Source organism: Micrococcus sp. KRD077 (assembly GCF_017168505.1).
Lineage (GTDB): Bacteria > Actinomycetota > Actinomycetes > Actinomycetales > Micrococcaceae > Micrococcus > Micrococcus luteus.
The window spans coordinates 15828-40590 of sequence record NZ_JABFAZ010000037.1 but is presented as its reverse complement, the minus strand read 5'-3'; the positions used below and the strand labels follow the sequence as shown (position 1 = coordinate 40590).

General features: G+C 74.0%; 26 protein-coding genes and 1 riboswitch. Of the genes, 18 read left to right on the top strand and 8 right to left on the bottom strand.

Features of this window, described 5'->3' with window-relative positions:
- Positions 1-48: 48 nt before the first annotated feature.
- A riboswitch (SAM riboswitch) is annotated at positions 49-168 on the bottom strand.
- Between the two features lie 181 nt (positions 169-349).
- Positions 350-640 carry a hypothetical protein gene (locus tag J1M39_RS09460; protein WP_236601304.1) on the bottom strand — a complete coding sequence of 97 codons (291 nt, stop codon included), beginning with the start codon at positions 638-640 and terminating at the stop codon, positions 350-352.
- Here J1M39_RS09460 and J1M39_RS09455 point away from each other — a divergent pair.
- On the top strand, positions 621-977 hold the full coding sequence (locus tag J1M39_RS09455; RefSeq protein ID WP_236601302.1) for a hypothetical protein: 357 nt from the start codon (positions 621-623) through the stop codon (positions 975-977). The genes J1M39_RS09460 and J1M39_RS09455 overlap by 20 nt on opposite strands.
- Before the next feature lie 47 nt (positions 978-1024).
- Here J1M39_RS09455 and J1M39_RS09450 read toward each other — a convergent pair whose 3' ends face one another.
- Both J1M39_RS09450 and hisD read right to left on the bottom strand, forming a co-directional pair.
- On the bottom strand, positions 1025-1393 hold the full coding sequence (locus J1M39_RS09450; RefSeq protein ID WP_095354083.1) for an RNA-binding S4 domain-containing protein: 369 nt from the start codon (positions 1391-1393) through the stop codon (positions 1025-1027).
- 10 nt (positions 1394-1403) lie between these two features.
- Complete coding sequence (gene hisD / locus J1M39_RS09445; protein ID WP_144818532.1) at positions 1404-2720, bottom strand: histidinol dehydrogenase; 1317 nt, start codon at positions 2718-2720, stop codon at positions 1404-1406.
- A 55-nt stretch (positions 2721-2775) separates the two neighbouring features.
- Between hisD and J1M39_RS09440 the strand changes: the two genes are divergently transcribed.
- On the top strand, positions 2776-4275 hold the full coding sequence (locus tag J1M39_RS09440) for a mechanosensitive ion channel family protein (protein ID WP_342356402.1): 1500 nt from the start codon (positions 2776-2778) through the stop codon (positions 4273-4275).
- A 16-nt stretch (positions 4276-4291) separates the two neighbouring features.
- On the opposite strand, the gene J1M39_RS09435 is transcribed toward J1M39_RS09440, so the two are convergent.
- Positions 4292-4828, bottom strand: coding sequence for a universal stress protein (locus J1M39_RS09435; RefSeq protein ID WP_020628186.1), 537 nt, complete (start codon positions 4826-4828; stop codon positions 4292-4294).
- 73 nt (positions 4829-4901) lie between these two features.
- Positions 4902-5717, bottom strand: coding sequence for an MBL fold metallo-hydrolase (locus J1M39_RS09430; protein WP_101967503.1), 816 nt, complete (start codon positions 5715-5717; stop codon positions 4902-4904).
- A gap of 12 nt (positions 5718-5729) precedes the next feature.
- Between J1M39_RS09430 and J1M39_RS09425 the strand changes: the two genes are divergently transcribed.
- Positions 5730-6881 carry a glutathione S-transferase family protein gene (locus J1M39_RS09425; RefSeq protein WP_206496714.1) on the top strand — a complete coding sequence of 384 codons (1152 nt, stop codon included), beginning with the start codon at positions 5730-5732 and terminating at the stop codon, positions 6879-6881.
- Between the two features lie 137 nt (positions 6882-7018).
- Here J1M39_RS09425 and J1M39_RS09420 read toward each other — a convergent pair whose 3' ends face one another.
- On the bottom strand, positions 7019-7594 hold the full coding sequence (locus tag J1M39_RS09420) for an AMP-binding enzyme (protein ID WP_241254049.1): 576 nt from the start codon (positions 7592-7594) through the stop codon (positions 7019-7021).
- Positions 7595-7777: 183 nt separating this feature from the next.
- Here J1M39_RS09420 and J1M39_RS09415 point away from each other — a divergent pair, with 183 nt between their 5' ends.
- Complete coding sequence (locus J1M39_RS09415; RefSeq protein WP_342356401.1) at positions 7778-9517, top strand: acetyl/propionyl/methylcrotonyl-CoA carboxylase subunit alpha; 1740 nt, start codon at positions 7778-7780, stop codon at positions 9515-9517.
- Positions 9514-10221 carry a GntR family transcriptional regulator gene (locus J1M39_RS09410; RefSeq protein WP_002858329.1) on the top strand — a complete coding sequence of 236 codons (708 nt, stop codon included), beginning with the start codon at positions 9514-9516 and terminating at the stop codon, positions 10219-10221. Before J1M39_RS09415 ends, J1M39_RS09410 begins: the two co-directional genes overlap by 4 nt.
- 22 nt (positions 10222-10243) lie before the next feature.
- Here J1M39_RS09410 and J1M39_RS09405 read toward each other — a convergent pair whose 3' ends face one another.
- The gene (locus J1M39_RS09405; protein WP_049146155.1) at positions 10244-11056 is read right to left on the bottom strand and encodes a putative hydro-lyase; all 813 of its coding nucleotides are present in this window, start codon (positions 11054-11056) and stop codon (positions 10244-10246) included.
- Positions 11049-12332 (bottom strand): divalent metal cation transporter, encoded by a 1284-nt coding sequence (locus J1M39_RS09400; RefSeq protein WP_170748175.1) that lies wholly within the window; start codon positions 12330-12332, stop codon positions 11049-11051. Before J1M39_RS09400 ends, J1M39_RS09405 begins: the two co-directional genes overlap by 8 nt.
- Positions 12333-12499: 167 nt before the next feature.
- Here J1M39_RS09400 and J1M39_RS09395 point away from each other — a divergent pair, with 167 nt between their 5' ends.
- From J1M39_RS09395 to J1M39_RS09335, 13 genes are all read left to right on the top strand, one after another.
- Positions 12500-13255 (top strand): VIT1/CCC1 transporter family protein, encoded by a 756-nt coding sequence (locus tag J1M39_RS09395; protein WP_129866955.1) that lies wholly within the window; start codon positions 12500-12502, stop codon positions 13253-13255.
- A gap of 468 nt (positions 13256-13723) precedes the next feature.
- A complete protein-coding gene (gene rpmB, locus J1M39_RS09390) occupies positions 13724-13960 on the top strand; it encodes a 50S ribosomal protein L28 (protein ID WP_002858335.1) in 237 nt (78 codons plus the stop codon).
- Position 13961: 1 nt separating this feature from the next.
- Positions 13962-14129 carry a 50S ribosomal protein L33 gene (rpmG, locus tag J1M39_RS09385; RefSeq protein WP_002858336.1) on the top strand — a complete coding sequence of 56 codons (168 nt, stop codon included), beginning with the start codon at positions 13962-13964 and terminating at the stop codon, positions 14127-14129.
- 1 nt (position 14130) lies between these two features.
- Positions 14131-14436 (top strand): 30S ribosomal protein S14, encoded by a 306-nt coding sequence (rpsN, locus tag J1M39_RS09380; RefSeq protein ID WP_002858338.1) that lies wholly within the window; start codon positions 14131-14133, stop codon positions 14434-14436.
- A 229-nt stretch (positions 14437-14665) separates the two neighbouring features.
- Complete coding sequence (locus J1M39_RS09375; RefSeq protein ID WP_002858339.1) at positions 14666-14947, top strand: HU family DNA-binding protein; 282 nt, start codon at positions 14666-14668, stop codon at positions 14945-14947.
- Positions 14948-15104: 157 nt separating this feature from the next.
- Positions 15105-15800, top strand: coding sequence for a hypothetical protein (locus J1M39_RS12485; protein WP_065572508.1), 696 nt, complete (start codon positions 15105-15107; stop codon positions 15798-15800).
- A gap of 110 nt (positions 15801-15910) precedes the next feature.
- The gene (locus J1M39_RS09365; RefSeq protein ID WP_129866954.1) at positions 15911-16594 is read left to right on the top strand and encodes a copper resistance CopC family protein; all 684 of its coding nucleotides are present in this window, start codon (positions 15911-15913) and stop codon (positions 16592-16594) included.
- Positions 16595-16698: 104 nt separating this feature from the next.
- The gene (locus J1M39_RS09360) at positions 16699-17310 is read left to right on the top strand and encodes a copper chaperone PCu(A)C (RefSeq protein WP_065572506.1); all 612 of its coding nucleotides are present in this window, start codon (positions 16699-16701) and stop codon (positions 17308-17310) included.
- Positions 17297-18709 (top strand): Dyp-type peroxidase, encoded by a 1413-nt coding sequence (locus tag J1M39_RS09355; RefSeq protein WP_060774882.1) that lies wholly within the window; start codon positions 17297-17299, stop codon positions 18707-18709. Before J1M39_RS09360 ends, J1M39_RS09355 begins: the two co-directional genes overlap by 14 nt.
- Positions 18710-18781: 72 nt before the next feature.
- On the top strand, positions 18782-21040 hold the full coding sequence (locus J1M39_RS09350; RefSeq protein ID WP_002858349.1) for a cytochrome c oxidase assembly protein: 2259 nt from the start codon (positions 18782-18784) through the stop codon (positions 21038-21040).
- Positions 21030-21884 carry a hypothetical protein gene (locus J1M39_RS09345; protein WP_002858351.1) on the top strand — a complete coding sequence of 285 codons (855 nt, stop codon included), beginning with the start codon at positions 21030-21032 and terminating at the stop codon, positions 21882-21884. The genes J1M39_RS09350 and J1M39_RS09345 overlap by 11 nt, the downstream gene beginning before the upstream one ends.
- Before the next feature lie 94 nt (positions 21885-21978).
- Positions 21979-24078, top strand: coding sequence for an NHL domain-containing thioredoxin family protein (locus tag J1M39_RS09340; protein WP_206496711.1), 2100 nt, complete (start codon positions 21979-21981; stop codon positions 24076-24078).
- Between the two features lie 40 nt (positions 24079-24118).
- A complete protein-coding gene (locus tag J1M39_RS09335) occupies positions 24119-24598 on the top strand; it encodes a flavodoxin domain-containing protein (RefSeq protein ID WP_010080203.1) in 480 nt (159 codons plus the stop codon).
- The last annotated feature ends 165 nt before the right edge of the window (positions 24599-24763 follow it).

The following is a 24763-nucleotide window of genomic DNA, read 5'->3' as shown; positions in this document are numbered from 1 at the left end:
GCGCGGCTCCGCAGAAGGCGGGAACGCGGATCGCCCGGATCCGCGGAGGCGCGGTACTTGCCCGTCGGGGTGTCCGAGGGGCCGAATCATCACCTGGAGCACCCCACTACTGCGTGAGAGGGTTGCCGTCCCGCCGGCCAGGGCCGTGAATGACGGGAACTCGTGATTCTGGGGTCAGCCTACGGAGGGGTCCGTGGGGTGGTCAAAGCGCGGCGGTCGCGCGGCGTCATCCGAGCTGCCCGATGTGATGCTTGACACACCGCGCATCGCCGGCCAGGATCAAGCCACTCGAGAGGGGGGAGCTCGAGACCGCGGCCTCCGGCCCCCGCAGACGGTTCTCTGAGAGGGATCAGATCATGCGGATGGACATCGAGAAGAACCGTGCGGCATTGTCGGCCGCCGTGGTCGTCGCGGCTCTCCTCGGTACCGCCATCTCGGGATGCTCCGCTTCCCCGGGCAGCGTCTCCTCCACCGCGAAGGCATCCACCGCTGCGGCGTCCTCCGTCACCGTGACGTCAGCGGCCCCCTCGGCAACCCGGTCGGCCTCCGCCACCGGTTCGTCCGCGTCGTCACCCGCCGGTGAAGAAGCACTCCCCGCCGCGCTGTTCGAGGAGGACGGGATGACGTTGGTCGAGTACACGCGCCGGCATCCGGATGCGGGCTATCTCGACCCGGAGAAGGAGTCCGTCCTGGAGGAGGCGGTCGGGACGGGCACACAGCAGATCACCGTGGACGCTCAACAGGGTGCGGTCCTTCGGGTCATCGTGCTGTGTCCTTCGGATGCCACCGGTGAGACGGAGATCCTGACCTCACGGGGTGGCGGGGGAACGAAGACCTGGATGGCCGGATCGGAGGCGCTGTGCGGCGGCTGGTCGGCGGCGACTCCCCCCGTGGATGAGGCGGGGCCGATGACGTTCACCGTCACGGTGGACAACGACAAGTCGTTCCGGATGGTGCTGACCGCACCCTCCGCATGAGGCCGCCATCACGACGGCGGATGACGGCGCGGGGAGGACGGAGACGCTCAGCGTCGGTCGCGGCCGCGCAGCGCGTCCAGCTGCCGGCGGTCCCGTTTGGTGGGCCGGCCCGCGCCCCGCTCGCGGTACGGCACCGCGAGCAGCTCACGCGGCATGGGCGGCGGGGAGTGGTCCACGTACTGCTGCCGGGCCACGGGGGCGCCCACCCGCTTGGCGATCAGCCCCGTGACCTCGAGGATCCGCTCACCTCCGTCCTGGCGCACCCGCACCCGGTTCCCGACGACGACGGGCGTCGCCGCCTTCACGGGCTCGCCGTCGATGCGCACGTGGCCTGCGCGCACGGCCGCCGTGGCCGCGGACCGGGTCTTGTACAGCCGCACGGCCCACAGCCACGCGTCGATGCGGACGCCGCTCACGCCCGCCCCCTCACGCGAAGCGGGCGCGGATCGCGGCGCCGTGCGCGGGCAGGCGCTCGTCCTCGGCCAGCACGCCGATCCCGTCCGCGACCTCCTTGAGCCCGGTCTCCGTGTAGCGGATGCGCTGCTGCAGGCGCAGGAACGTCACCGTGTTCAGACCGGAGGAGTGCCGGGCCGTCCCCGAGGTGGGGAGCACATGGTTGGACCCGGCCGAGTAGTCGCCCAGCGGCACGGGGGCGTGCGGGCCCACGAACACGGCGCCGGCGTTGCGGATGCGCCCCACGAGGTCCTCGGGGTCGCGCGTCTGGATCTCGAGGTGCTCGGTGGCGTAGCGGTCGGAGACCTCCACGGCCTGGTCCATGTCCCGCACCAGCAGCACGCCGGACTGGGGGCCGGTGAGGGCCTCGCGGATCTGGTCCTCGTGGAACGCCCCGGGCACCTGCGCCTCGATCGCCGCCAGCACGTCCCGGAGCAGGTCCTCGGAGTCCGTGATGAGCACGGAGGCGGCCAGCGGGTCGTGCTCGGACTGGCTGATCAGGTCCGCGGCCACCCAGTCGGCGCGGGCGGTGCCGTCCGCGATCACGGCGATCTCGCTCGGCCCGGCCTCGGCGTCCACGCCGATCACGCCCTGCAGGGCGCGCTTCGCGGCGGCCACGTACACGTTGCCGGGCCCCGTCACCAGGTCGACGGGCGCGCAGAGCCACCCGCCGTCGTCGTCCTGGATGCCGTGCGCCAGCATGGCGACGGCCTGGGCGCCGCCGGCCGCGTAGACCTCGTCCACGCCCAGCAGCGCGCACGCGGCGAGCACGGTGGGGTGGGGCAGGCCGCCGTGGTCCCGCTGCGGGGGCGAGGTCACCGCGAGGCTCCCCACGCCGGCCGCCTGCGCGGGCACCACGTTCATCACCACCGAGGAGGGGTACACGGCGCGGCCGCCGGGCACGTACAGGCCCACGCGGCCCACGGGGGTCCAGTGGTTCTCGACGACGGCGCCCTCGCCGAGCTCGACCGTGGAGTCCTGGGGGTGCTGGGCGTCGTGCACGAGCCGGGCCCGGCGGATCGACTCCTCCAGGGCGGCGCGCACCCGCGGGTCGAGCCCGGCCAGGGCGGCCTCGAGCGCCTCCGCGGGCACGCGCAGGGCCGGCGGACGGACACCGTCGAACCGCTCGGCCAGGTCCAACAGGGTCTGCTCGCCGCCGTGGCGGACCTGCTCGATGATCGGGGCGACCACCGGCACCACGGAGGACACGTCCACGTTCGCCCGCGGGATGATGCGGGACAGGTCCGCGGTGGCGGTGTCGAGCGGGCGCAGGTCGGTGACGGAGAGCACGGATTCCTCCAGGGGGGGGCGGCGGGCCCTGGACCGCCTCCTGGCGGGCGAGACCGTGCCGTCCGGGGTGGAGGGGGACATCCAGGACGGGGCGGCCGCCACCACCCGGGCCTTCGGCGTGGAATGGGGGACGCTGCTGACCGTGCTGATGGCGTTCGCGATCGGCGCGGCGGTCGTGTACCTGGCCCTGCAGGTGGCACGCGTCGTGCTCGTGCGCCGCCCCGCGTTCCAGCACGGCGCCGCGCGGCTGAGCCTGCCGGCCGCCGTCGCCGCCGGCCTGCTGGCCTCCCGGATCTGGCTCGGGGTCATGGCCGAGGAGCAGACCTGGTACCGGCCGGCGTCGTTCCTGATGCTCATCGCCGTGGCCGCGGCGGGCGCGTGGGCCGCGTGGCGCCTGGTCGGCGTGATCGAGGCGGGGATCCTCGGCCGCTACCAGGAGACCCGCGTCGAGCACCGCCGCGAGCGACGCATCCGCACGCAGACCATCCTGATCCGGCGCATCCTCAACGCGGTGATCGTGGTGGTGGCCGTCGCCGTGGTCCTGCTGGGGGTGCCCGAGGTGCGCTCGCTCGGGGCCGGCCTGCTCGCCTCCGCCGGCGTGATCTCGGTGATCGCCGGCCTGGCCGTGCAGTCCACGCTGACCAACGTGTTCGCCGGATTCCAGCTCGCCTTCACGGACGCGATCCGGGTGGGCGACGTGGTGGACATGGAGGGCGTGTTCGGCACCGTCGAGGAGATCACCCTGTCCAACGTGGTGCTCAAGCTCTGGGACGGCCGCCGCATGGTCTACCCGTCCTCGCACTTCACCACCCAGCCGTTCGAGAACTGGACGCGGGTGGGCGCCGAGGTCTCCGGCGTCGTGGAGCTGGACGTGGACTGGCGCGTGCCCATGGACGCGCTGCGCGCACGACTCACCCAGCTGCTCGAGTCCACGGACCTGTGGGACGGACGCGAGCACGCGCTGCAGGTGACCGACGCGACCGGCGGCGTCGTGCGCATCCGCGCCGTGGTCTCCGCCCGCAACTCCGGCGACCTCTGGGACCTGCGCTGCCTCGTGCGCGAGGACCTCGTGGCCTTCCTGCGCCACGAGCACCCCGAGGGCATCGTGGTGCAGCGCATGGTGGACCGGCACCCCGCCCACGACGACGCGGCGCCCGCCTCCGAGGGCTCCGACGCGGCGGCCCGCGGTGGCGACCGGACGGGCGAGCCGGGCCCGGACGGCTCCGGGGTGGCGGCCCGCGAGCCGCGCCCGCGCACCGCGCCGCTGCCGCGCGTCGACGGCGCCGATCCGCGCCCGGACACCCTCACCACACCGCTGACCCGCGTGGGCGACCACTCCGGCCTGTACACCGGCTCGATGACGGCGGTGCAGCGCAACCGCGAACTCGCCGGCCCGGGCGAGGAGGCGTTCGCCGAGCGGCGCGCGCAGCAGGCCAAGCAGGCGGCGGAGGCCGCGGCGGCGGACGAGGCCGGGCGGCGCAGCGGCACCGGCTCCCAGGCGGCCGGCCCCCTCGACGACGCCGTCACGCGCCGCCGTCAGGACGACGAGGACTGAGGCCCGGCGGGAGCGCTCAGCGCTCGAGCGTCGGGTCCCCGGGATCGACGGGCGTGAGCCGACGCCGCTCGGCCATCGGCTCGGACGCGGGCAGGCCGTGGGTGCCCGGGTCCGTCTCGGCGACGTGGCTCACGGCCTCGGGCGTATGGTCCCCGTACTGCCGGTACTCCTTCACGCACAGCACGGGCTGATCGATCTCCTGCAGCAGCTCGTCCGAGACCGAACCCATGACGAACCGGCCGAAGCCGCCGCGGCGGCGCACGCCGATGACCACGATGGACGGGTCCAGCTCCGCGGCCACGTCCTTCATCTCCTCCACCGTGGACCGGCCACGCGCGTACTGACGGAACTCGGCCGTCACGCCGGAGGCGTCCAACCGGGCCTGCACGCCGCGCTGCTGCTCCTCCGTGACGAGGGACTTGGTGCGGTGCTCGCCGCCGGGGCCCGCATTGACCACCACCACGTGCTCGCCGGTGGAGCGGGCGATGTCCAGGGCAGTGTCCAGAGCGGCGTCCGCGGCCTTCGAGGGGGCGTAGCCGACGAGGATGGTCATGGGGTGCCTCCGCGGGGTCGAGGGGACGGGTCTGAGGTCAGCGTAGTGCGGACCGGGCCCGCGGCGGAGGGGCTCAGCCCTCGCGCAGGTGGCGCAGGTGCGCGGCCACCGTCTGGACGGCCACGCGGGCCACGGTGCCGGTGAGGCCGGGGTAGATGCGCGGGGCCAGGTCCTCGGGTGTGATCGTCGCCGCCTCGGTCTCGGGCAGCGCGGCCAGGGCGGCGCGGATCTGCTCCAGGCGGCCCTCGCGGTGGTGCCGGTAGTCGCGGGCGACGACGTCCAGCGGCTCCGGCACGGGCCCGTGCGCAGGCAGCACCGTGAGCGGGCCCGCCGCCTCGAGGCGGCGCAGGCTGGCCAGGTAGTCGGTGAGGGTGCCGTCCGGGTGGTCGAGCATGGTGGTGCCCGAGCCGAGGATGGTGTCGCCCGTGATGACCGCGCCGTGCGCGCCCGCGTCCGGGACGGCGAACGAGTAGGAGTCCGAGGTGTGGCCCGGGGTGTGCCACGCCAGCACCGGGGTGCCGGCGACGTCGATCCGTTCGTCCGGCGTCAGGACGGCGGCCCCGCCGCGGCACCAGTCCGGGTCCGCGGCGCGCACGGGGGCGCCCGTGGCCGCGTGGAACGCGTCCACCCCGCCGGTGTGGTCGGCGTGCCGGTGCGTCACCAGGATGAGCGCGATCCGGCGCCCCTCGGCCGCCGCACGGACGCGCTCGAGGTGGGCGGCGACGTCGTCCTCCGGGCCCGGGTCCACCACGACGGCCGCATCCGAGTCCGGTGCGGCGACCACGTACGTGTTGGTGCCCGCGAGGGTCATCGGGGAGGGGTTCTGGGCGGTCACGCAGCGCACCAGCGGGGCGGGCGTGGGGCCGGGTGTGGCGGTGGTCGTCGTCATAGGCTCGAGTGTATGGAGAACCAGCAGACCGGCCAGGCCGCGGACCGCGGCACCATCGACACGCGCGAGGGACTCACGGGCAACTACGTGCAGTCCGGGGCGGAGTTCACGCGGGACACGAACTACATCGCGGACCGGATCGTGGCGGACCCGGAGGCCGTGCGGGCCCTGCCCGTGGCCGAGCCGTCCACGGTCGGCCGCGTGGGCGGCGGGCTCACCGAGGGGGCCGAGGCGTGGCCCGTCGAGGCGGGCCGCTACCGGCTCGTGGCGGCGCGGGCGTGCCCGTGGGCGAACCGGACGATCATCGTGCGGCGCCTGCTCGGCCTGGAGGACGCGATCTCGCTGGGCACCCCGGGGCCGACCCACGACGAGCGCTCCTGGACCTTCGACCTCGACGAGGGCGGGAAGGACCCCGTGCTCGGCACCGAGCGGCTCCAGGAGAACTACTTCACGCGGTTCCCCGACTACCCGCGGGGCATCACGGTGCCGGCGATCGTGGACGTGCCGACGGGCGGCGTCGTGACCAACGACTACCCGCAGATCACCCTCGACCTCTCGACGGAGTGGACCGCGTTCCACCGCGACGGCGCCCCGCAGCTGATCCCCGACGCCGGGCCGGAGCGGGACGAGATGTTCGAGGTGATCGAGCGCGTGTTCACCGAGGTGAACAACGGCGTGTACCGGTGTGGCTTCGCGGGCTCGCAGGAGGCGTACGACGCTGCGTACGAGCGGCTGTGGACCGCGATGGACTGGCTCGAGGAGCGCCTGACGACGCGCCGCTTCCTGATGGGGGAGCGGATCACCGAGGCCGACGTGCGGCTGTTCACCACGCTGGTGCGGTTCGACCCCGTGTACCACGGGCACTTCAAGTGCAACCGGAACAGGTTGACCGAGATGCCGGCGCTGTGGGGCTACGCGCGCGACCTGTTCCAGACCCCGGGCTTCGGCGACACGATCGACTTCGCGCAGATCAAGGAGCACTACTACGTGGTGCACGAGGACATCAACCCGACGGGCATCGTGTCCGCGGGCCCGGAGCTGGCGAGCTGGCTGAGCGAGCACGGGCGTGAGGCGTTCGGCGGGGACCCGTGGGGTGGCGGCACCGCGCCCGGGCCCGTGCGCGAGGGCGAGCGCGTGGACCCGGAGCACACGCCGCTGCGGTGAGGCCGCTCGGCCCGGTCCGCAACGCGGGTTGAGTTATCGAGGGTGGCGCGGCTGAACACCCGCGATAACTCAACCCGCGTTGCCAGAACTCGATAATTCTGGCTGGGGGTGCGCGACGACGTCGGCGTCCCCGGAGTTCAGCGGCGGTAGGGGGACGTGTGGATGCCCTGTTCTCGCGCTACGTTCGAGGCCCACCCCAGATACCAGTCGAGCACGTCCACCGACTCGGCCGCCGCCCGGTTAACGGATTCTGGGGAACCACCCTGTACGACGCGTTTGATCGGCACTTCCATGAGTTTGCCCGTGCGAGTACGAGGGACGTCGGGGGCCAGGATCACCTCGTCCGGGACGTACCGTGGAGACAAATCTGTTCGAATCTTGCGAATAATCTCGGCTCTGAGCTCTTCATCCCCAGGTGCCCCCTCTCCCGGAACCACGAAGAGTGGCATGTAGTACCCGCCTTGGCCCAACTCAGCGCCGATGACCATGGAGGCGGCAACACCCGGCACAGAGTCGACGATCTGCGTAATATCAGAGGACCCCATCCGGATGCCACCGCGGTTGATCGTCGAGTCCGACCGTCCGTGGATGACGAATCCGCCGCCCGGGATCTTGGTCGCCCAATCGCCCTGCCGCCACATTCCCGGGATATCGGCGAAGTAGGCGTCATGCAGGCGGCTGCCGTCGTCATCGGCCCAGAATCGGACAGGCATCGAAGGCATTGGCTCCCGGACGACTAGGGCGTGTCTGAGAATAGATGCACGAGTCAGCTGAGACCCTGGGGACATGTCCCGGTTCCAGATGCTCTCCGACGCCCAATGGGAGTTGATCGCCCCGATGCTCCCGACCCGGACCGGCCGCGCACCACCACCCCCGCCGCCCGCCCCGTCACGCGGGTGCTCATCGCCAACCGCGGCGAGATCGCCGTGCGCGTGGCCCGCGCCGCCCGCGACCACGGCATCGCCTCGATCGCCGTCTACTCGGATCCGGACGCCGACGCCCTGCACGTGGCCGTCGCGGACGAGGCCTTCCACCTGCCGGGCGCGTCCTCGGCGGACACCTACCTGAAGATCGACGCGGTCCTCGACGTCGCCCGCCGCGCCGGCGCCGACGCCGTGCACCCGGGCTACGGCTTCCTCTCCGAGAACGCCGACTTCGCGCAGGCCGTGATCGACGCCGGGATGACCTGGATCGGCCCGTCGCCGGACGCCATCCGCGCCCTCGGCGACAAGATCACCGCCCGCTCCCTCGCCCAGCAGGCGGGCGCCCCGCTCGTGCCGGGTTCGGACGGCCCCGTGCCGGACGCCGCCGCCGCGCGCGCGTTCGCCGAGGAGCACGGCCTGCCGATCGCCATCAAGGCGGCCTTCGGCGGCGGCGGCCGCGGCATCCGCGTGGTGCGCGAGCTCGGCGACGTCGAGGACGCGTTCGAGGCGACCGTCCGCGAGGCCGTCGCCGCGTTCGGCCGCGGCGAGTGCTTCGTGGAGCGCTTCCTGGACCGCCCCCGCCACGTGGAGGCCCAGGTCCTCGCCGACGAGCACGGCCACGTGGCCGTGCTCGGCACCCGCGACTGCTCCCTGCAGCGCCGCAACCAGAAGCTCGTGGAGGAGGCCCCGGCGCCGTTCCTCACGGACGAGCAGCGCGAGCGCATCCACACCTCCGCCCGCGAGATCTGCCGCGCCGCCGGGTACACCGGGGCCGGCACGGTCGAGTACCTCGTGGCCCCGGACGGCCTCATCAGCTTCCTGGAGGTGAACACCCGCCTGCAGGTGGAGCATCCGGTCACCGAGGAGGTCTTCGGCGTGGACCTGGTGCGCGAGCAGTTCCGCGTCGCCGCCGGCGAGCCGCTGAGCATCCCCGAGGACCCGACGCCGCGCGGCCACGCCCTCGAGTTCCGCCTCAACGCCGAGGACCCGGCGTACGGCTTCCTGCCCGTGCCCGGCCCGATCGACGCGTTCGAGGCCCCCACCGGCCCCGGGGTCCGCATGGACTCCGGCGTCCGCACCGGCTCCGTGGTGCCGGGCGAGTACGACTCCCTGCTCGCCAAGCTCATCGTGTGGGGCGAGGACCGCGCCCAGGCCATCGCCCGCGCCCGCGACGCCCTGGCCGAGCTGCGTATCGACGGCGTGCCCACCGTGGTGCCGTTCCACCGCGCCGTGCTCGAGCAGGACGCCTTCACCTCGGGGGACCGCCTCGGCGTCTTCACCACGTGGATCGAGTCCGAGTTCGCCGAGCCGCTGGCCGAGTCCCCGTACCTGGGCGCCGAGGTTCCCGCGGGCGGCCGCACCGCCGTCACCGTGGAGCTGGACGGCCGCGCCGTGCGCCTGGGCCTGCCCGCCGATCTCTACGCGGCCCTCCTCGGAGGCGGCGGTGCGGGTGCCGCGGCCCCGGCCGACGCCGCGGGCGCCGGGAAGTCCGTCGACGACGGCGCCGTGGCCTCGCCGGTCACCGGCACCCTGGCCTCGTGGAAGGTCGAGGACGGCGCCGAGGTCGCCGAGGGCGACACGGTCGCGATCGTGGAGGCGATGAAGATGGAGACGCCGATCCGTGCCCCGCGTGCGGGCCGGATCCAGCTCCTCGTGGCCGAGACCCCGGCCTCGGTGACGCGCGGCCAGGCGATCGCCCGGCTGGGGGCGTGACGGTGCCGGCGCGCGGCGGTGTCACCGGGGAAGGCCTCGCGCCCGGCGTCGGCGGCGGGGAGTCCGCCCCGGCTCCGGCCCCCGTGGCCGCGGCCGCACAGCTGCGGCAGCGGATCGCGGCGGCCGGGCTCGTGCCGGGGGAGCGGCTGGGAGAGGTGGCGCTGGCCGCCGAGCTCCAGGTCAGCCGCAACAGCCTGCGCGAGGCGTTCACCATGCTGGCCTCGGAGGGCCTCGTGGAGCGCCGGCCGCACCGCGGGGTGTTCGTGGCGGCGCCCGGTCCGGAGGACGTGCGCGGGCTGTACCGCACGCGTCGGGTGATCCAGCTCGGCGCCCTCGAACACGGCGAGCTCACCCCCGGCGCGGCCCGCCAGCTGCGCTGTGCCCAGGACCTGCTCTCGGGCGGCCCGGACACCCCCGCGCGGGTCCTGGGCGACGCCAACCATCGCGTCCACGTCGGCATCGTGGACCTGGCCGGCGCCCCCGAGCTCACGCGGCTCATGGCATCGGTGCAGGCCCGCGTGCGCCTGGCGTTCCATCCCATGGACGAGCAGACGCGCCTGCACGTGCAGTTCGCGGACCGCAACCGGTGGATCGTGGAGCGGCTGCTGGCCGGCGACCTCCCCGCGGTGCACGCCATGTTCGGCGACTACCTGGACGAGGCGGAGCAGTTCGTCCTGGCGCACCTCGCCGCCGTGGGGGACTGACCGCCTCCCCGGGCCCCGACGGTCACGGGACCTGGAACATCCGGTCCGGCAGGTCCGTGATGAGCATGTGCCCGGGCGCGTGCGTGATGGCCAGCGGCGGGCGGGACTCCATGATCGCCGCCTGCGGCGTCACCCCGCACGCCCAGAACACGGGCAGGTGGCCCTGCGGGACCTCGACGGCGTCGCCGAAGTCCGGTGCCGACAGGTCCGTGATCCCGAGGCCGGCCGGGTCGCCCACGTGCACGGGCGCGCCGTGCACCGCGGGGTAGCGGGAGGTGATGCGCACGGCGTCGGCCACGCGGTCGGCGGGGAGGGGGCGCATCGAGACCACGAGCGGGCCCGAGAGGCGGCCCGCCGAGGCGCAGCGCCGCGTGGTGCGGTACATCGGCACGTTCACGCCGGCGTCCTGGTGGGCCATCCGGATGCCCTCGGCCACCAGGGCGGACTCGAAGGTGAACGAGCAGCCGATCACGAACGTCACGAGGTCGTCCCGCCACACGTCGAGCAGATCCGTGGGGCGGTCCGTCTCGACGCCGTCGCGGTACACCACGTACTGCGGCACGTCCGTGCGGACGTCGCCGTCCAGTGCGGGGCCGTTGACCTCGCCGGCCTCGAACACGCCGAGCAGCGGCAGGGCCTGGGGGTTGCGCTGGGCGAAGAGCAGGACGTCGTAGGCGTGGTCCTGCGGGATCGAGACGAGGTTCGCCTGCGCGTAGCCGTCGGCGATCCCCGAGGTCGGCCGCACGAGCCCCGCGCGGAAGCGCTCGCGGGCCTGCGCGGGGGTCGTGGCGCCGTCCAGCGGCGGCAGCGGTTTCGTCGTGGTCATCTCAGGCACCGGTGATCATCTCGACCATGGGGATGAACCCGCGCACCGCGATGAACACGGAGACGATCCACGCGAGCGCGCCGATCACGAGCAGCCACCCGGGGTAGCGGTAGCCGTGCAGCAGGTCGCGGCGGCGCCAGGCCACGTACAGGAGGGCGGCGAAGCCGACCGGCAGGATCATGCCGTTGAACGCGCCGGCGAACACGAGCAGCGTCTGCGGTGCCTGGCGCAGCGCCAGGTAGAGGGCAGTGCAGACCACGATGAAGGCGACCGTCAGCAGGTTGCGGGTGCGGGCGCTGGTGGTGGAGCGGGTGACGAAGCTGATCGAGGTGTACGACGCACCGATCACGGAGGTGACGGCGGCGGCCCACAGGACGATGCCGAACATGCGCAGGCCGATGTCGCCGGCGGCGGCCTGGAAGGCGGAGGCGGCCAGGTTGTCCTTGGACAGCACCGCCCCCGAGGCGACGACGCCGAGGATCGCCAGGAACAGGAGGGCGCGCATCAGGCCGGTCACGAGGATCGAGGCCACGGAGCTGCGGGTGATGTCCTGGACGTCGTCCACGCCCTTCACTCCGGAGTCGATCATGCGGTGGGCGCCCGCGTAGGTGATGTAGCCGCCGATGGTGCCGCCCACGAGGGTGACGATCACGAAGAAGTCGACCTCCTCCGGCATCACGGACTGGCGCAGGGCCTCGCCCACGGGCGGGGCGGAGGTGATGGCCACGTACAGCATCAGCAGGATCATGACGGCGCCGAGCGCCACCACGATCCGGTCCAGGGCCACGCCGGCGCGCTTGGAGAGGAAGATCAACAGCGCGATGAGCGCGGAGACGCCGCCACCGATCAGGGGGTCGACGCCGAGCATGGCGTTCGCGCCGAGGCCGGTGCCGGCGATGTTGCCGATGTTGAAGACCATGCCGCCGAGGAACACGAGCGCGGCGAGGACCCAGCCGAGGCCGGGCAGGACGCGGTTCGCCAGCTCCTGGGCGCGCATGCCGGAGACGCCGATGACGCGCCACACGTTCATCTGGACGGCGATGTCGATGAGGATGGAGACCAGGATGGCGAACGCGAACGCGGCGCCCATCTGGACGGTGAACGTGGCGGTCTGCGTGATGAAGCCGGGGCCGATGGCCGAGGTGGCCATGAGGAACATGGCGCCGAGCAGGGCGGTGCGCCGGGTGGCGCTCGCGGCGCGGGAGTCGGTCTTCGGTGCGGTGCCCGAGGGGGTCGAGCCGTCCGGTCCGGCGTGGGGGATGTCTGCGTGGGACACGGTGGTCACCTTCGTCGAGGGCGCCAGGCGAGGTGACGGGCGTCACGAGGCGCTGGGGAGACGGTAGCTGTTGTTGAACAATCCTGGCAACAGGAAGAGCGAGTGTCGTGGCACCCCGTCCGAAGGAACGCCTCACCTGCCTGGCGCGCCCCGCCCCGCGCCGCGACCATGGAGACATGTCGCACACGTCTGAACAGTCCTCGCCCCTGGCCGATCAGCTCCCGCCGGGCGGTCCCGACGAGCCGCACGCCTCCGGCGGCGTGCATGCCCGCCTCAACTGGCTCCGCGCGGGTGTGCTCGGCGCCAACGACGGCATCGTGTCCGTCGCCGCCACCGTCGTCGGTGTCGCCGGCGCGACGACGGCGCTCACCCCGATCCTGCTGGCCGGCGCCGCCGCCGTGGTCGGCGGCGCCTTCTCCATGGCGCTGGGCGAGTACGTGTCCGTCTCCTCGTCCTCCGACTCGCAGAAGTCGCTGATCGCCAAGGAGCGCCGTGAGCTCGAGGAGGATCCCGAGGGCGAGCTGGAGGAGCTCGTGCAGCTCTACGAGGCGGACGGCCTGAGCCGGGCCACGGCCGAGGCCGCCGCGCGGGAGCTCACCGAGAAGGACGCGCTCGCCGCGCATCTGCGCATGGAGCTGGGCATGGCGGAGGAGGACGTCGTCAGCCCGTGGGCCGCCGCCGGAGCGTCCTTCCTCGCGTTCCTCGTGGGCGCGCTGCTGCCCTTCCTGACGGTCGTCCTGGCGCCGGTGGGCCTCCGCGTCCCGTTCACGTTCGGCGTCACCCTCCTGGCCCTCGCCGTCACCGGCTGGGTCGGGGCCCGGCTCGGCGACGCGCCCGCGCTGCGGGCGGCCGTGCGCGTCGTCCTCGGCGGCGCCCTGGCGCTCGGCCTGACCTTCGCGGTGGGCTCGCTGCTGGGGGCGTCGGTCGCCTGATCCACGCCGGAGGGGTGGGCCTGCCCAGCGCCCGTGGCCGCGCCGAGCCGTGACGAGCGGAGCGGCCCTGGGGGCCGAGGACCGTGCGCATACCACAGGTGCCCCCCGCCGAGTTGAAGCGACGCCCACGGTTCGCGTAAGGTGGGACGGCGCACGCCGCGTTGTTCTCGTCGTTCCATCGGTCAGGTGACCGGGCGGACGGCGGGTCGGAAAAGCAACGCGCTCCCGCAGACCGGATCCCGGGACGTCCTCAGGACGGACCGGGGCTCACCGTCCACACCAGCGATCCCATAAGGAACTTCGGTTGGCTCTCACCCAGCCTGGTCCCCCTTTTCGAGAAGTCGCAGTAAGAGTGCGGTGTCCACACCCGGGGCGGGGCTCACAACAGGTGTCCGCGGACAGGTCCGCGGCTCGCCGCCATGCGGGTTCCGCCCGTCCTTTTACTACTACTTGCCACGAGGAGTGATCATGGCAGCTCACTGCCAGGTAACCGGGGCTGGGCCGGGATTCGGCCACAGCATCTCCCACTCGCACCGTCGCACCAAGCGCCGGTTCGACCCGAACATCCAGAAGAAGACCTACTGGGTCCCCTCCCTGCGCCGCAACGTCACCCTGACGCTGTCCGCCAAGGGCATCAAGACCATCGACGTGCGCGGTATCGACGCCGTCGTGGCGGACCTGATCGCGAAGGGAGTGAAGCTCTGACATGGCCAAGGACAAGGACGTTCGTCCGATCATCAAGCTGAAGTCCACCGCCGGCACCGGGTTCACCTACGTGACCCGCAAGAACCGCCGGAACAACCCGGACCGCATCACCCTGAAGAAGTACGACCCGGTGGTCCGCAAGCACGTCGACTTCCGAGAGGAGCGCTGAGATGGCCAAGAAGTCCAAGATCGCCAAGAACGAGCAGCGCAAGGCCATCGTGGCCCGTTACGCCGAGAAGCGTCTCGAGCTGCGCAAGACCCTCGTGGACCCGAACGCGTCGGACGAGGCCCGCGAGGCCGCCCGCCTGGGCCTGCAGAAGCTGCCCCGCGACGCCTCCCCGGTCCGCGTGCGCAACCGCGACGCCATCGACGGTCGCCCCCGCGGCACCTTCCAGCGCTTCGGCATCTCCCGTGTGCGCTTCCGCGACATGGCGCACCGTGGCGAGCTGCCCGGCGTGACCAAGTCCTCCTGGTGACCTGAGGCCCGGTCTCCGGGCGCTCGGCACCACCGCGACGGCGGCGTCCCTCCTGAGGAGGGGCGCCGCCGTCGTCGTGCCTCGGGGATCAGGGCCGCCCAGGTCACGGGAAATCGCGGATTCTCGCGGTTCAGGGGGCGATTCGCCCGCGGAGAGATGGTACGTTCACAACTGGCAGCCCGGTCCGAACGGCCCGGGAACCGTAACCGACGTCCCATAGGGAGGACCCATGGCCATGAACCGCAAGGAACTCGTCGCCGCCGTCGCCGAGCGCTCCGGCAACACCCAGGCCGCCGTCAGCGATGTGCTGGACGCCCTCTTCGAGGTGTTCACCGCCCAGGTCAAGAAGGGCGAGAAGGTCTCGATCCCGGGCTGGCTGGCCGTGGAGCGCACCGAGCGCAAGGAGCGCACCGGCCGCAACCCGCGCACCGGCGAGGAGATCACCATCCCGGCCGGCCACTCCGTGAAGGTGACCGCCGGCTCCAAGCTCAAGGCCGCCGCCTCCGAGTGATCCCGGCCGCGGCGCGGGTCCCCGGACCCACGCCGTACGCCGCAGGACGGGCGCCCCACCCTCGGGTGGGGCGCCCGTCGTCGTCCCCGGCCGCGTAGGATGGGCGGACGGTCGTCCGGCCGACGAGGACCGGGGCCGTCAGGAGAGGAGTCGTGGCATGCGCAGCGCCGTCGCCGCCGCTCCGTGGGCCCCGTCCGGCCTCGAGGACGCCCCTCCGCGCGTCGTGCGTGGGCCGGCCCGTCTGGCCCGGGGCTGGGCCGGGGCCCTGGCGATGACCGCCCTGGCCGCGCTGTTCCACACCGCCGCCGAGCCCGGCCACGGGTTCCCCGAGGCCGGCGTGGTCGCCTTCGCGGCCGTCCTCGCCGCCCCGCTCTGCACCGCCCTGGCGGGCCGCGCCCTCTCGCTGTGGCGCACCGCCGCCGCCGTCGCGATCGCCCAGGGGCTGTTCCACCTGCTCTACGGGCTCGCCGCCGGCGGCCACGCCGTGGCGCCGGTCGCCGGCGTCGACCCCGCCCACCTCGGCCACGCCCGTCCCGGCGCCGGGGCCCTCCTGGCGCCGGGGGAGGCCCTGTCCGGCGCCCCCGCCGGCCACCTGACCGACCTGCGCATGCTCGCGGCCCACGTGATCGCCGCGGTCCTCACCGTGCTGGTGCTGCGGCGCGGTGAGGCCCTCGTGCTCACCATCGCCGAACGCGTGGTGGCCGCCGTCTGCCCGCCGCCGACCGCGCACGGCCCCCTGCCGGCGCCGGCCCGCCTCCGTGTCCCCGTCCCGCCGGTGCTCCGGCCGGCGACGTCCCTCGCCCTCCTCAGCTCTCCGGGGCGGCGCGGCCCGCCGTTCGCCCTCGCGGCCTGAGGACGCCGGCTCCGTCCGCGTCTCGAGGCCCGACCGCGCCCGACGACCCTTCGGAACGGTCCGCCCGCGACTCCCGTCCGGGACCGCGGCAGACCCGTGAGGACACCACCATGCATCACCAGACCACCCCTGTCCGCCGCGCCGCTCGCGCCGCCATCGGACTCACCCTGCTGCCCGCCCTCGTCGTCGCCGGAGCTGCCCCCGCGGCTGCGCACGACGAGCTCATCCGCACCGCCCCCGCGGTCGGCGAGACGGCCACGACGGCGCCGTCGGAGGTCTCACTGACCTTCAGTGGCGAGCTGATCGACGGCGAGGGCATCCAGAACCTCGTGCAGGTCCGCGACGCCGACGGCAACCAGTGGCAGTCCGCCGCCGGCACCGTGGACGGCTCCACCTTCTCCGCGCCGCTGTGCGAGGGCCTGCCCAACGGCGACTACGAGGTCGCCTACCGCGTCGTCTACTCGGACGGACACTCCGAGGAGCGCTCGTTCGACTTCGCGGTGGACGACCCGGCCGCACCGGCCGCCGGCACCGCGCCCCAGGGCTGCGGCACCGCCGTCGCCGGGGCCTCGACCGCCGCCTCCCCGGAGGCCACGACAGGCCAGGGCGACGCCGCCTCGGCCGATGCGTCCGCGCAGGCGGACGGCTCCGACGCCGCGCAGCCCGCGGACTCCGACGCGCTGCCCGCCTGGGTGTGGGTCGCCGGCATCGCCGGCCTGGCCGTGCTCGTGGTGGCCTTCCTCCTGATGGGCCGCCGCGCCCGCGCGCTCGGCCACCTCGACGACGGCCGCTGACCTCTGATCCCCGGCCGGCCCCTGAGGGGACCGGCCCCGCCCTCGCGCGCGCCCGCACGCCCCGCGCGTCGTCGCGCGCCCGCATGACAAGGAACCCCACAGACATGACCACCACCTCCCCCCGCGCCCCTCGCCGCCTCGGCGCCGCCGCCGTGCTCGCCGTCGCCGCCCTCGGCCTGACGGCCTGCGCCGGAGACGACGCCGGCTCCGCCCCGAGCGCGTCGGACGCCTCGAGCGTCGCGCCGGCCACGGACGCCTCGTCGGCCACGTCCACCGCGGACGGCCAGGCCGCCGGTCTCACGATCACCGACCCCTGGACGAAGGCCGCCGAGGAGGGCATGACCGGCTCCTTCGGCATGCTCGAGAACTCCTCGGACCAGGACCTGCACATCGTCGGCGTCCGCTCGGAGCTGGGTGAGACGGTCGAGCTCCACGAGATGGTCTCCGGCGGGGACGGCCAGATGGTGATGCAGCAGAGCCCCGACGGCTTCACCGTGCCCGCCGGCGGGAGCTTCGAGCTCGCCCCGGGCGGCAACCACGTGATGTTCATGGGCCTGACCGACCCGATCGAGCCGGGCGAGGACGTGACCTACGACCTCGAGCTGGAGGACGGCTCCACCCTCGAGGTCACCTCCGTGGTCCGGCCCTTCACCGGCGCCAACGAGTCGTACCACGGCGGCGAGTCCCACGAATCGGAGGACCATGCCGACCACTGACCCCGCCGTCCGGTCGGACGACCACCACGGGCCGGACGGGCGCGAGGACGCCCGCCCGGCCCCGGGGGGCCCCTCCCGCCGCGGCCTGCTCCTCGGGGCGGGCGCGGTGGGCGGCGGCCTGCTGGGCACGGCACTCGGCTACGGCGCCGGCCACACGTCGGCCTCCGCCGCCCCGGGCGCGTCCGCCGCGCCCGGGGCGGGGGTCTCGCCCCCCGAGGTCATGGGCGACACCGGCATCGAGGGCGACGTCGGCCGGGCCGGCTGGGCCGAGCCCGGCGGCCAGGCCGCCCGGGTGGCCGTCAGCTCGCCCGTGGGCACGGACACCGTGCCGTTCCACGGGCCGCGCCAGGCCGGCGTCGACACCCCCGCCCAGGCCCACGCCGTCTTCCTCGCCCTCGACCTGCGCGAGGACGCGGACCGGGTGCGCATCGAGCGGATGCTGCGCCTGCTCACCGACGACGCGTCACGCCTGACCCAGGGCCGCGCCACGATCGCCGACACCGAGCCGGAGCTCGCCGCCGCCCCCGCGCGGCTCACCGTGACGTTCGGCTTCGGCCCGGAGCTCGTCCGCCGCGTGGCCCCGGACCGGGCCCCGGCCTGGCTGCGCCCGCTGCCGGCGTTCGAGCAGATCGACCGCCTGGACCCCGCGTTCAGCGACGGCGACCTGCTGCTGCAGATCTGCGGCGACGACCGGATGTCCGTGGCCCACGCCCGGCGCATGCTCCTCAAGGCGGCCCGGCCGTTCGCCACCGAGCGCTGGGTGCAGGAGGGCTTCCGCTCCGCCCGCGGCGCCCACCCCACCGGCACCACGATGCGCAACCTCTTCGGGCAGGTGGACGGCACCGGCAACCCGGCCGCGGGCACCCCGCATCTGGACCGCGTGGTGTGGGGCGTGGGCGCCGAGCAGGTGGGCGTCACCCCGTGGATCCCGGACGGCACGTCCGTGGTGATCCGGCGCATCGAGATGCTCATGGACACGTGGGACGAGCTCGACCGCCCGGCCAAGGAGAAGGTCATCGGCCGTCGCCTCGGCACCGGCGCCCCCCTCACGGGGGAGCAGGAGCACGACGAGCCGGACTTCGACGCCGTCGGCCCCACGGGCTTCCCGGTCATCTCGGACATCGCGCACCTGCGGCGGGCCCGCGGGGAGGAGCCCGAGTACGGGATGCTGCGTCGCGGCTACAACTACGACGACCCGCGCGGGGCGCTGGAGGCGGGCTCCGGCCTGATCTTCGCCGCCTACCAGGCGGACGTGGACCGACAGTTCGTCCCCGTCCAGGCCCGGCTCGCCGAGTCGGACCACCTGAACCTGTGGACCGTGCCCGTCGGTTCGGCGGTCTTCGCGATCCCGCCCGGCTGCGCCGAGGGCGGCTTCGTGGGCGACGCCCTGTTCGCCTGACCCAGGGGCCCGACGACGGCGGGCCGCTCCCGTCGTCGTCGGGCGTCCGCACGCTTTGAGAGGATGGACCCCATGTCCGCCGCCACCGCCCCCGCCCGGGGCAGCCACCCCGCTGAGAACGACGACGCCGCCCGCTCCGGTCCGTCGGGGCCGGTCGGTGTGCCCCGGTGGATCTGGGTGCTCGTGGCCGCCGCGGGAGCCGCCGGCCTCGCCGCCGCCGGCTGGCTGACTGGCGTGACGGCCGCGCGCCAGCTCTCCGACCCGGGGTGGATCACCCGCTGGGGCGTGCCCGTGGGGGAGCTCGTCTCCAACCTGGCGATGTCCCTGACCATCGCCGCGCTGATCTTCGCGGCCGGGGTCCTGCCGCCGCACGCGGCGGGCACGGAACGGTGGCACCGCTCCGCCCGGCAGCGGCGCGAGGACACGGACGCCGCACCGCTGCCCGAGCACCCCGCGTTCACCCGCGTGATGCGGATCGCCGCCCTCAGCGCCGGCGTGTGGACGGTGGCCGCGCTGTCCGTCGGCGTGCTGTCCTACTCGGATCTGGCCGGCATCCCCGTCACGGCGGGGCAGGGCTTCACGGACGGCCTGGCGGCCTACGTGGTCGGCATCTCCGTGGGCCAGGCGTGGTTCTGGGTCACCGTGATCGCCGCCGTCGTGACCACGTTGGCGATCGCCGTCCGCTCCCACAACGGCCTGTTCTGGACCGGCATCCTGGCGATGCTCGCCCTCGTGCCCCTGGCCCTGATCGGGCACGCGGCGGGCGGTGACGACCACACCGGCGCCGTGAACTCGATCGGCCTGCACCTGCTCGGCGTCGTCGTGTGGGTGGGCGGACTGCTCGTGCTCGTCGCGATCTCGGACACCCTCGTGGGGCCCAACGGGGCGCAGGGGCGGGGCCGCAGCCTGCGCCGGCAGGGCCCGGCGCCCCTGCTGCACACGGTCCTGACCCGCTACTCCGTGCTCGCCGGGCTGGGCCTGGTCACGGTGGCGCTGTCCGGCGTGGTCAACGCGTCGATCCGCATGGACGATCCGGCCCAGCTGCTGAGCCCCTACGGCATCCTCGTGTCGGCCAAGTTCCTGGCGGCCCTGGGCCTCGGCCTGATCGGTCTGCTGCACCGCCGGTGGGTGATCCCCCGCCTCGACGCCGGCCCGGACCGTCCCAGCCCCGCCCCCGCGCGTCGCCTGCTGTGGCAGCTCATCGCCGTGGAGGCCGTGATCATGGGCGCCGTCATGGGTGTCTCCTCCGTGCTCTCCCGGACGGCCCCGCCCGTGCCGGAGGAGATCGCGCCGGACGCCACCCCGGCCCGCATCCTCACCGGCTACGAGCTGCCGCCGGCCCTCGAGGGCGCCCGGTGGATCACGATGTGGCGGTTCGACTGGCTGTGGGTCGCGATCATCGCGTTCCTGTCCCTCTGGTACCTGCGCTCCGTGTGGCAGCTGCGCCGCCGCGGCGACCGCTGGCCCGTGCTGCGCACCGTCGCGTGGTGCGTGGGGCTGGCCGTGCTGCTGTGGGCGACCTCCGGGTCCCCGGCCGTGTACGGCCGCGTCCTGTTCAGCGCGCACATGGTGGGCCACATGACGCTGACGATGCTCAGCCCCGTCTTCCTCGTCCTGGGCGCACCCATCACCCTGGCGCTGCGGGCCCTGCCGGCCCGCACGGACGGGACGCGCGGCCCCCGCGAGTGGATCCTGTGGATCGTGCACTCCCCGTGGGGTCGGTTCATCACGAACCCGATCGTGGCGGGGGTCAACTTCGCAGGCTCGATCCTGGTGTTCTACTACACGGACTTCTTCCGGTTCTCGCTGCAGACCCACGTGGGCCACGAGTTCATGAACGTCCACTTCCTGCTGACCGGGTTCCTGTTCGCCCTGGTCATGATCGGCTCGGATCCGCTGCCGCGCCGGCCCCCGTACGCCCTGCGGCTCGTGCTGCTGATGGCCACGATGGTCTTCCACGCCTTCATCGGCGTCGCCATGACCACCTCCACCGGCCTGATGCAGGCGTCCTGGTTCGGCAACATGGGCCGCGACTGGGGCCCCACCGCCCTGGAGGACCAGCGCATCGGCGGCGCGGTGATGTGGGGCATCGGCGAGTTCCCCACCGTGATGATGGCGGTGATGGTGGCCGTGCTCTGGTATCGCAGCGACCGCAAGAACGCGGACCGGCTGGACCGGCAGGCCGACCGCGACGGCGACGCGGAGCTGCGCCGTTGGAACGAGATGTACGCCCACATGCGCGGCACCCCGGTCACCGACGCCCCGAGCGACGCCGAGCCCGTGGCCCGTGACTCCTCCACCGGCCCCGAGGAGGCCCGTGATGTCCGCTGACCGTGTACGTCCCCTCGCTCGCCCGGCCGCGCCCCGGCGTGGTCGGCCACGCCTCGTGGCCGCCGTCGCCGCCGGCCTGCTGGCCCTGACGGGCTGCGCGGCCGGGGACAACGATCCGGCCGCCGCGTCCGCGCCCGCGGACGGAGTCCACGACGACGCCGGCACCGCGGCGCCCACGGAGTCGGCGGCCCCGGAGGGGCTCGGCCTGGGCGACCGTCAGGACGAGCGCATGGCGGAGGCCGCGGCCGAGCGTGCGGCCACGTTCGGCTTCGTCCGGCAGCGGGCCGCCACGGCAGAGGAGATCGACGCGGCCCGCGAGGACTCCCGGGACCGGCGCGCGGACGCGGACCGGACCACCGTGCAGCCGGCGCAGTGCAAGGCGCCGCTGACCGCCCTGGACTTCTCGCCGATCGCCCTCGACGGGGCCGAGGCCACGCGCGTGGACGTCGGCGCCGACACCTTCACGGGCACGGGCACCGTGGAGGTCGCCCGGCTCACGGGCCAGGGCCGCCAGGACGTCGAGCGGCACATCCAGACCGTCAACGCCCTGCGCGCCGACTGCCGCGAGATGACCATGACCGTGCAGGAGGGGGACGCGACCGTCGACTACCGCCTCGAGGTCTCCGACGCGCCGCTGTCCGACGGCACCCCCGCGCAGTCCGCCCTCGTGTGGGAGCGGACCCTGGCCTCGGAGTCCGAGCCCCAGCTCACGGCCCAGGTGCTCACCGCCGTCACCTCCGACGCCGTGGTGATGGTCTCCTTCGTGGGCCGACCCGAGGCCGGGCGCAAGGAGTTCACCCTCATCGCCGAGGAGATGCTGGCCGCCGCCCTGGCAGCCGACTGAGCCGGACCCGCCCGGCGGCGTCGTCTTTCCCCCTGTGACGCCCCGGCGTCCGCTCACGGCTGACGCGTCCGGGACGTGCGCCATGATGGTGGGCATGACCGCACCGCAGACCCCGAACCCCGCCCCGTCCGCTGACGCCCCCGCCGCCGTGCCGCGCGCGGCCACCCGGGTGCGCGCGTCCGAGCTCGTGGGCCGCGGCTGGCTGAACACCGGCGGCGAGCAGGTGACACTCGAGGACCTGCGCGGCAAGGTCGTCCTCCTCGACTTCTGGACGTTCTGCTGCATCAACTGCCTGCACGTCCTGGACGAGCTGCACCCGCTCGAGGAGGAGTTCGCGGACGTGCTCGTCACGGTGGGCGTGCACTCGCCCAAGTTCGAGCACGAGGCGGACCCGGACGCGCTCGCGGCCGCCGTCGAGCGCTACGCCATCGAGCACCCCGTGCTGGACGACCCCGAGCTGACCACGTGGCAGGCGTACTCGGCGCGCGCGTGGCCCACCCTCGTGGTGGTGGACCCGGAGGGCTACATCGCCGCGCACCTGTCCGGCGAGGGGCACGTGGCCGGGCTCTACGGCCTCGTGCGCGAGCTCGTGGCCGAGCACGAGGCCAAGGGCACGCTGCACCGCGGCTCCGGCCCCTACGTCCCGCCCGCGCCCGTGGCCCGGGACCTGTCGTTCCCCGGCAAGGCCGTGTCCCTCGGCGGCCGCGGCTCCCGCCCGGGCTCGTTCCTCGTCTCGGACACCGGCCACCACCGCCTCCTGGAGGTCGCCGAGGACCTGACCACGGTGCTCCGCGCGTTCGGCGGCGGGGACCCCGCCACGGCGGACGCGGGCCAGGCCGAGCTCGCATTCCCCACGCCCGGGGAGAAGGGCCACGCGGACGGCGGGCCGGACGAGGCGCTGTTCAACGAGCCCCAGGGCCTGGCGCTGCTGCCCGAGGACGTCGCGGAGCGCGTCGGCTACGACGTGGTCGTGGCGGACTCCGTCAACCACCGGCTGCGGGGCCTGCGCCTGTCGGACGGGCACGTCAGCACCCTCGCCGGCAACGGCGTGCAGAAGCTCATCGACTCCGAGCGCGCCAAGGAGGCCGCCGCCGTCGAGGACGAGGAGGACGTCGCCGTCGACCTCGCGGACCTGCCCGGGGAGCCGACCGCGATCTCGCTGTCCTCCCCGTGGGACGTCGTGTGGCACCCCGCCCTGGGGCGTGTGGTGATCGCGATGGCCGGCACGCACCAGCTCTTCGACTTCGACCCCGTCACAGACGCGCTCGCGGTGCACGCGGGCACGGCGCTCGAGGGCCTGCTGGACGGCGACGCCGGACGGGCCTGGTTCGCGCAGCCCTCGGGGCTGTCCGTGGGCGCGGACGGCACGCTGTGGGTCGCGGACTCGGAGACCTCCGCGGTGCGCTGGGTGCGGACCGGGGAGGACGGGCGCCGCGAGGTCGGGACCGCCGTCGGGGCGGGCCTGTTCGACTTCGGCCACGTGGACGGGGAGGCGGACCGCGCGCGCCTGCAGCACGCGCTGGGCGTCACAGCCCTGCCGGACGGCTCCGTGCTGATCGCCGACACGTACAACGGCGCGATCCGCCGGTACGCCCCGGCCGGCGAGGACGCCGCGGGCCGGGCGGTCCCGGCCACGGTGAGCACGGTGGCACGCGGGCTGCTCGAGCCCTCGGACGTGCTCGTGGAGCACGACGCGGACGGGAACGACACCGCGATCGTGGTGGTCGAGTCCAACGCCCACCGGCTCACGCGGCTGGCGGTGCCGGAGGAGTTCCTCACCGTGGACGAGGGCGCGCGGCAGACGCAGCGTCCCCGCACCCCGGTGGTGGCCGGGGACCTGGACCTGACGATCGACTTCGCCGCGCCCACGGGGCAGAAGCTGGACGACCGCTGGGGCGACCCCACGCAGCTGAAGATCTCCTCCTCCCCGGAGGAGCTGCTGCTCGAGGGCGCCGGCACATCCACGGGGCTGCACCGGACGCTGCGGCTGAACCCCGAGGTCGAGGAGGGCGTCCTGCACATCACCGCCCGGGCCGCCGCATGCGACGGGGAGAAGGGGCAGCCGATCCCCGACCACGCCGCCTGCCACCTGTACCAGCAGGACTGGGGCATCCCGGTCACGGTGCACACCCCGGACCGGGCCCCGGAGGGCTCCGAGACCCGCCTGGACCTGGATCTGCGCGGGATACACTGAGCGCGTCGTCCGCCCCCGACCCCGAAGGCTGCGCCCCACCATGACCACGCTCATCGTCACCTCGTCCGCCCACGGATCCACGCGCGAGATCGCCGAGCGTGTCGCGGAGGTGCTGCGCACGTCGCAGGCCGTCCCGACCGTGGTGGAGGACGTCGAGGGCGCCGCCGCGTGGCTGGCCACGGCGGACGCGGTGATCGTCGCGGCCCCGGTCTACACGGGTTCGCTCGCCACCGACGCGCGGACGTTCCTCAACACCCGTCGGGCCGAGCTGGCGGACCTGCCGCTCGTGATCCTGGCCTCGGGCGGCGCGCCCGAGCTGGCCCGGCCGGTGCGGGAGAAGCTCGAGTCCTACGGCCCGCGCGAGGTGGCGTACTTCCGCGGGGCGCTCGTCGAGGAGCGCCTGGGCCGGCTGGAGAAGCTCAAGCTCAAGCTCTCCCGCAACGAGCACTACGGCGACTTCCGCGACTGGGACGCCATCGAGGCCTGGGCCAAGACCCTCTCCGGCGCCGGCGTGCGCTGACCTCACCCGCCGCTGTCGTCGACGAGACGGCGGGGGCGCAGGAGCCTCCACAGACGCTTTCGTTGACGAAACGGCGCCGGAGGCGCTCGTGCCCGCGGCGGAGGCGAGCGGTTAGCCTGGCCGCATGTCCCATGCCGCCCGTCGCCCCGCCGCGTCCTCCCGTCC

Excerpts from the sequence above, each read along its gene's own strand:
- rpmB (WP_002858335.1), top strand. The coding sequence starts at position 13,724 with ATGGCAGCTCACTGCCAGGTAACCGGGGCTGGGCCGGGATTCGGCCAC.
- J1M39_RS09365 (WP_129866954.1), top strand. The coding sequence starts at position 15,911 with ATGCATCACCAGACCACCCCTGTCCGCCGCGCCGCTCGCGCCGCCATC.
- J1M39_RS09345 (WP_002858351.1), top strand. The coding sequence starts at position 21,030 with ATGTCCGCTGACCGTGTACGTCCCCTCGCTCGCCCGGCCGCGCCCCGG.
- J1M39_RS09335 (WP_010080203.1), top strand. The coding sequence starts at position 24,119 with ATGACCACGCTCATCGTCACCTCGTCCGCCCACGGATCCACGCGCGAG.
- J1M39_RS09350 (WP_002858349.1), top strand. The coding sequence starts at position 18,782 with ATGTCCGCCGCCACCGCCCCCGCCCGGGGCAGCCACCCCGCTGAGAAC.
- rpsN (WP_002858338.1), top strand. The coding sequence starts at position 14,131 with ATGGCCAAGAAGTCCAAGATCGCCAAGAACGAGCAGCGCAAGGCCATC.
- J1M39_RS09375 (WP_002858339.1), top strand. The coding sequence starts at position 14,666 with ATGGCCATGAACCGCAAGGAACTCGTCGCCGCCGTCGCCGAGCGCTCC.
- J1M39_RS09430 (WP_101967503.1), bottom strand. The coding sequence starts at position 5,717 with ATGACGACGACCACCGCCACACCCGGCCCCACGCCCGCCCCGCTGGTG.
- J1M39_RS09425 (WP_206496714.1), top strand. The coding sequence starts at position 5,730 with ATGGAGAACCAGCAGACCGGCCAGGCCGCGGACCGCGGCACCATCGAC.
- J1M39_RS09435 (WP_020628186.1), bottom strand. The coding sequence starts at position 4,828 with ATGACCATCCTCGTCGGCTACGCCCCCTCGAAGGCCGCGGACGCCGCT.
- J1M39_RS09360 (WP_065572506.1), top strand. The coding sequence starts at position 16,699 with ATGACCACCACCTCCCCCCGCGCCCCTCGCCGCCTCGGCGCCGCCGCC.
- J1M39_RS09340 (WP_206496711.1), top strand. The coding sequence starts at position 21,979 with ATGACCGCACCGCAGACCCCGAACCCCGCCCCGTCCGCTGACGCCCCC.
- J1M39_RS09355 (WP_060774882.1), top strand. The coding sequence starts at position 17,297 with ATGCCGACCACTGACCCCGCCGTCCGGTCGGACGACCACCACGGGCCG.
- J1M39_RS09455 (WP_236601302.1), top strand. The coding sequence starts at position 621 with ATGACGTTGGTCGAGTACACGCGCCGGCATCCGGATGCGGGCTATCTC.
- J1M39_RS09395 (WP_129866955.1), top strand. The coding sequence starts at position 12,500 with ATGTCGCACACGTCTGAACAGTCCTCGCCCCTGGCCGATCAGCTCCCG.
- rpmG (WP_002858336.1), top strand. The coding sequence starts at position 13,962 with ATGGCCAAGGACAAGGACGTTCGTCCGATCATCAAGCTGAAGTCCACC.
- J1M39_RS09420 (WP_241254049.1), bottom strand. The coding sequence starts at position 7,594 with ATGCCTGTCCGATTCTGGGCCGATGACGACGGCAGCCGCCTGCATGAC.
- J1M39_RS12485 (WP_065572508.1), top strand. The coding sequence starts at position 15,105 with ATGCGCAGCGCCGTCGCCGCCGCTCCGTGGGCCCCGTCCGGCCTCGAG.